Source organism: Mesorhizobium sp. M0410, assembly GCF_040321435.1.
In the GTDB taxonomy this organism is placed as follows: Bacteria; Pseudomonadota; Alphaproteobacteria; order Rhizobiales; family Rhizobiaceae; genus Mesorhizobium.
In genome coordinates this window covers 1-4,858 of the sequence record NZ_JAMYRN010000056.1, presented here as the reverse complement: position 1 = coordinate 4,858, position 4,858 = coordinate 1, and the positions used below count along the sequence as shown (strand labels likewise).

General features: G+C 59.0%; 4 protein-coding genes and 2 pseudogenes. 4 read left to right on the top strand and 2 right to left on the bottom strand.

What is annotated here, in order from left to right; genetic code table 11:
- The first annotated feature begins 528 nt into the window (after positions 1-528).
- The gene (locus tag NKI63_RS30440; RefSeq protein WP_352824112.1) at positions 529-1,104 is read left to right on the top strand and encodes a hypothetical protein; all 576 of its coding nucleotides are present in this window, start codon (positions 529-531) and stop codon (positions 1,102-1,104) included.
- Here the strand turns inward: NKI63_RS30440 and NKI63_RS30435 are convergent.
- A pseudogene (locus NKI63_RS30435) lies at positions 1,092-1,465 on the bottom strand (helix-turn-helix domain-containing protein); the annotation flags it as partial. The gene NKI63_RS30440 and the pseudogene NKI63_RS30435 overlap by 13 nt on opposite strands.
- 13 nt (positions 1,466-1,478) lie before the next feature.
- A pseudogene (locus NKI63_RS30430) lies at positions 1,479-2,084 on the bottom strand (DDE-type integrase/transposase/recombinase); the annotation flags it as partial.
- 253 nt (positions 2,085-2,337) lie between these two features.
- Between NKI63_RS30430 and NKI63_RS30425 the strand changes: the two are divergent.
- The 3 genes from NKI63_RS30425 to tnpB form a co-directional block, all read left to right on the top strand.
- The gene (locus NKI63_RS30425; RefSeq protein WP_352824111.1) at positions 2,338-3,480 is read left to right on the top strand and encodes a hypothetical protein; all 1,143 of its coding nucleotides are present in this window, start codon (positions 2,338-2,340) and stop codon (positions 3,478-3,480) included.
- 791 nt (positions 3,481-4,271) lie between these two features.
- Positions 4,272-4,625: an IS66-like element accessory protein TnpA gene (tnpA, locus tag NKI63_RS30420; RefSeq protein WP_352824110.1), complete on the top strand. Its 354-nt coding sequence runs from the start codon at positions 4,272-4,274 to the stop codon at positions 4,623-4,625.
- Positions 4,622-4,858 (top strand): IS66 family insertion sequence element accessory protein TnpB (gene tnpB, locus NKI63_RS30415; protein ID WP_352824109.1); only part of this gene is annotated, 237 nt, incomplete at its 3' end. The genes tnpA and tnpB, both read left to right, overlap by 4 nt.

The window sequence follows — 4,858 nt, the reverse complement described above, 5'->3', positions numbered from 1 at the left end:
TGTCTTCGACTTCACCTCGATGGTCGAGTTCTTCATCGGAGGGTTGGTGCGCAAACCCTTCACGGGCCTCATCTAAAGGCGCTTAGGTCGCGGGGGACCGTGGCTGAGGCCCGTTCCCGCGGTAAGATGATGCCCTCTTGTCCCATAGCAGTTCCTTTGCTAACAGGAGGAATCCGTCAGCCCATGCAAGTAAGATGCCGGATCGGTCAATGCCCCGGTGCGGGGTTGATTCACTAACCCGAATATCTCAAAGTAAGGGTGCATCGGCCCCGACAATCTGAGAAACTGCTTTTGCAACAAAGACTTGTCAGATTCAGGAACGGGATCCGATGCACACACACTATCTCCGAGCAGCTCGAATTTGAAGGCTTCGACGGCCGCGAAGATTCTATGGGGCGAGCGGCAAGGGCGTGGCATCCTTGGCGCTGTTGTCAAACCCACAAGGAGGCGCTTCATGTCACAACGTTTGAAGCGAGCAGGTCCCTCACCGCTCTTGACCAGAATAGCACAATCGTCGAAGTTATCGAGATGAGCCAGGTGAAGTGGTTGGTGGCCGGGCTTGTCCCGGGGCTCGAGCGCCAGCCTTTGAAGAAGCTCGATGCCGACGCCGAAGCAGTGTTGAAGCTGCTGCAACGCTGGCGCAGCGAAGCCGCCCGGGCCGGGCACACGATCAGGCGCATCGTCGTTGCCTATGGACCGGCCGCGACGGCTTCTGGCTGGCGCGCTGGCTTCAGCACACGCGGCATCGAGACCTACGTCATCCATGCCTTGAGCGTCGCCGTGTCGCGCGAGCACCGCCGGGTCAAGACCGACCGGCTCGACACCGAGCAATTGCTGCGCACCACGCTCGGCTGGCTGCGCGGCGAGAAGCGCCACTGCTCAATGGCGGCGGTGCCGACCATGGAAGAGGAGGACGCGCGGCAACCGAGCCGCGAGCGCGACAGGCTGGTGCGCGAACAGACCCGCCTCATCAACCGAACGAAGGCGATCCTTGTCCGCTTTGGCATCCGCTCTTTCAAGCCGACGCTGCGCAATGCCGCCGACAAGCTCGCGTACGTGCGCACGGCGGAACGCACGCCGCTGCCAGACAACACCCGCGCCTGATGGCCTGCCGGCGTCTCGAAGCGAACCTCGAGTGGCGCAGACTGATCCTCGGGACGTTGCGGCAACGAAGCGCACCGGGGCATAGGCACCGTCATAGCCGCGCTCGCGGATCTCGCGGGTCAGGCGCACGGACGAGAGCTCGGGATAAGCTACGACCCGTCCGCGCAGATAGTCGACAAAGGGCGCGATCTTGTTTGGCCGCCCCACCTGTCGTGGCCCATAGGCGGGGAGTTCGAGCCCGCGCTCGATGTATTTGCGGACCCGTCTTGGGATCGCGGCCCGTTCGTCGGGCGATCGCGGTCACAGACAGGCCTTGGCGGTGTAGATCCAATATCATCAGAAGTTCTCCAAGTTGGACCACCAGCGCCGGGCGTCGTGAACTGGATGCCGTTGTCGGTGAGCACAGTGTGGATCTTGTAGGGGACAGCCGCGATCAGGCGCAGCAGGAAGTCTCTCGAGACGGCGGTGGTGGCCTTCTCATGCAACTCAACGAAGGCGAACTTCGAGGTTCGGTCGATGGCGACGAACATGTGCAACTTGCCCTGGTCGGTGCGCACCTCGGCGACGTCGACATGAAAGTAGCCGATCGGATAGCTTTTGAATTTCTTCTTCGCCGGCTTGTCGCCCTCTACGTCCGACAAGCGACCGATGCCGTGGCGCTGCAGACAACGATGCAATGACGAAGGCGTCAGGTGCGGGATCGTCGGCTGCAATGCATAGAGGCAATCGTCCAGCGGCAGCAGCGTGTACCGGCGGAAGGCGACAATGACGGCCTCTTCCTCGACAGACAGAACCGTCGACCTCGGCTCTCTCGGACCGGTCGGCAGATCGGCCACCGAGGTCCGCTCCCGCCATTTGGCGACGGTCTTCTGGTTGATCCCGTAGCGTTTGGCGAGGGCCCTCAGGCTCTCTTGACTATGTTGTATCGCTCGACGGATCGCCTCTGTCGTCGTGGCGCTCCCATGAAGAACCTGGCCCATAGTGCATCCCTTGATTCGGAGGATAAGGATGCCCCATCAAAGCCTGGTATCAAACATCTAGTATGCTGCAAGGAGCGATCACCGGCATCGTGCCAAAGAACACCCAATGACGACACCTATCATGTTAGGTAGTCCCAAAGGCAGAGGTTGTGGGTTACAACTGCGGAGAACCGCGAGATTTAAGCGGGATAGTATATGCAACGCTTCGAATAGCGTAACACAGCTTTTTGCCAACACAACCAGGATATAAACCATGAAACTCAACAGTTACGATGAATGGTCGCAGCTCCGCGAAGTGATCGTTGGGTCTGCGGCAAATTACACTTCACATGAACGCGAACTCTCGTTCGATTACTTCTTTCTCGACAACCTCAAGGTTCGCAGCGAGTGGTATTACCCACGGGTTTCGTCGGCGACTGCTCCGGACAATGAGTCTGGGCGCAAGCAACTGTCCATTAAGCAGCGATATGTGGAAGAGTTAAACGAGGACGTCGACGGGATTGTCTCGACGCTGCAGTCACTTGGGGTGAAGGTCCATCGTCCTCTTGAACTAGACCCATCTACGACGGAAGTTGAAACTCTCGCCTGGAGGGCCGCTGTGATTCCGGCTCTCAATGTCCGCGACATGTCCCTCGTGCTCGGCGACGAGATGGTCGAAACAGCGCCGATGCTGCGCTCGCGCTATTTCGAAACGAAGCTGCTGACGCCGATTTTCGCCGACTATTTTCGCAAAGGAGCGCGGTGGTCGGCGATGCCGAGGCCTATCATGACCGATTCCTCGTTTGATCCCTCATATGCGCAACTAAACGATGGAGGGCTGATGGAATCAATCAAAAACCCAAGGTCTTCGCCCTACGACGTCGGCTTCGAAATAATGATTGATGGCGCGCAATGCCTCCGCCTTGGGCGAGATGTCCTCGTAAATGTGTCAACTGAGAACCATGCGATGGCCTACACTTGGCTGCAGCGCCATTTCGAAGGCCGCTTCAGGTTCCACCGTATCGATCGATTGACCGACAGTCACATCGACAGCATGATCTTGGCATTGCGGCCCGGCACACTGCTAATAAGGTCCGAACGGGTGGCGGACTATCTCCCGGCCCCGTTGCAAAAGTGGGAACTGATAGTTGCTCCGGAACCTAAAGAGAATAGCTTCCCAAGTTACCAGAGCGATGACCTAGTCCTTACCAGCTTGTATATCGATATGAACGTGCTGTCTGTTAGTCCCGAAATGGTGATGGCGAATGTAGACAGTCCAGAAATCATTCGCCTCCTAGAGCGCCACAAGTTCACGGTCGTGCCGGTCCGCCATCGGCATCGCCGGATCTTTGGAGGTGGGTTCCACTGCGTTACACTTGACACTGTGCGGGATGGTGGTCCTGAAGACTATCTTTAGCCGGGTCCAATGAATGGTGCCATGTGACCTGATGTGGTTGTCTAATTGCAGTTGGGCATCAAGCGCGAAGTTTGTTGAGACGACGTTGCCGGGTTCATGGTTGTCTTCGCGGTCGGAATTGGTCGGCGCCCTCAACGAACCACCGAAGGATTAAAAGGTTGTGCACGATGGGGGCCAGGTGGACGAACACGCGCTCGCGAGAGTGGCGTCCGTTCGCCACCGTTTTGCGGGGAACCATCAGTTTCCACATCAAACGAGAATTTGGGTCGTGTCCCACCGGGTAGATTCTATGGGGCGAGCGGCGTGGGAGTGGGAGCACCGGTATGAACCGGCAAGGAGTAGATTGTGAAAGTCCATCACGATGAAGGAGTAGCGATCCACATTGGCCCCGAGTCATGCGCGGGTAGCCGTGAGGCTGAGCGCGAAGCGTTGAAAGAACGACCAGCATCCCTTCCCGGTAAGCGTACGCCTGTTTCGGCTAACGGCCCGTTCTTGTACGGCAATATTTCCGTTGCAAGTTGCGTTAAAGCGATCTTTGTTTAGCGGTGTGCCACGGCCGCCGCTTGCAGGGCCTGGACGGATGTTGTCAACCCTTGCGCATACTCTGGCCGTTTGAGCTGTTCGAGTTGGCTGGGCTCAAGCCAGGCGGAGTTGATGGCGATTACCACTTTGTCCTTCGGATAGACGAAGATCGCTGTACGCCTCCGGCGAGGGCCGCCTTGCGGGAGCATGGCCCGGTAGCGAGGCTGCGCTCTTAAGGTCGTCCTTTCGAGCGTAGTTAGCAGCACAGCATGAGCCATGTGACGTTATTGACCGGACCGGAGCGTCGTCGTCGTTGGAGTGAAGAGGATCAGTGCCGGATACTGGCCGCGGCATTCGCGCCGGGGGCCACGGTGGCGGCGGTAGCGCGTCAGTACGATGTCGCGACCAGCCTGATCTATAAGTGGCGGCGCACGATGAGAACCCGCGAGACGGGCTTTGCCGAAGTTGTCGTGGTTCCCGATAAGCCTTTCGCCGCTTCGGTGCCGGCGGGGCCACCAGCGGTGATCGAGCTGGAGGTCGCCGGCAAGGTGCGGCTGCGGATTCCGCTGACCACGCCGCCGACACTGGCAGCGGCGATGGTGAAGGCGCTGGGTGTTTCATGATCCCGGTCCCGAGCCAGGTGCGGATCTGGTTGGCGGTCGGCCGGACCGATATGCGTCGCGGAATGCAAGGCCTCGCCCTGCAGGTTCAGGAGACGTTGGGCCGGGATCCGCATGCCGGCGATCTTTATGTCTTCCGCGGCCGCAGCGGGCAATTATCGACATTCTGCATATGGTTTCCGCTTTGCGACGGTTGCCTATCGCTGGCATCCGTTGTTTGGGAGCACGTTGCAGGT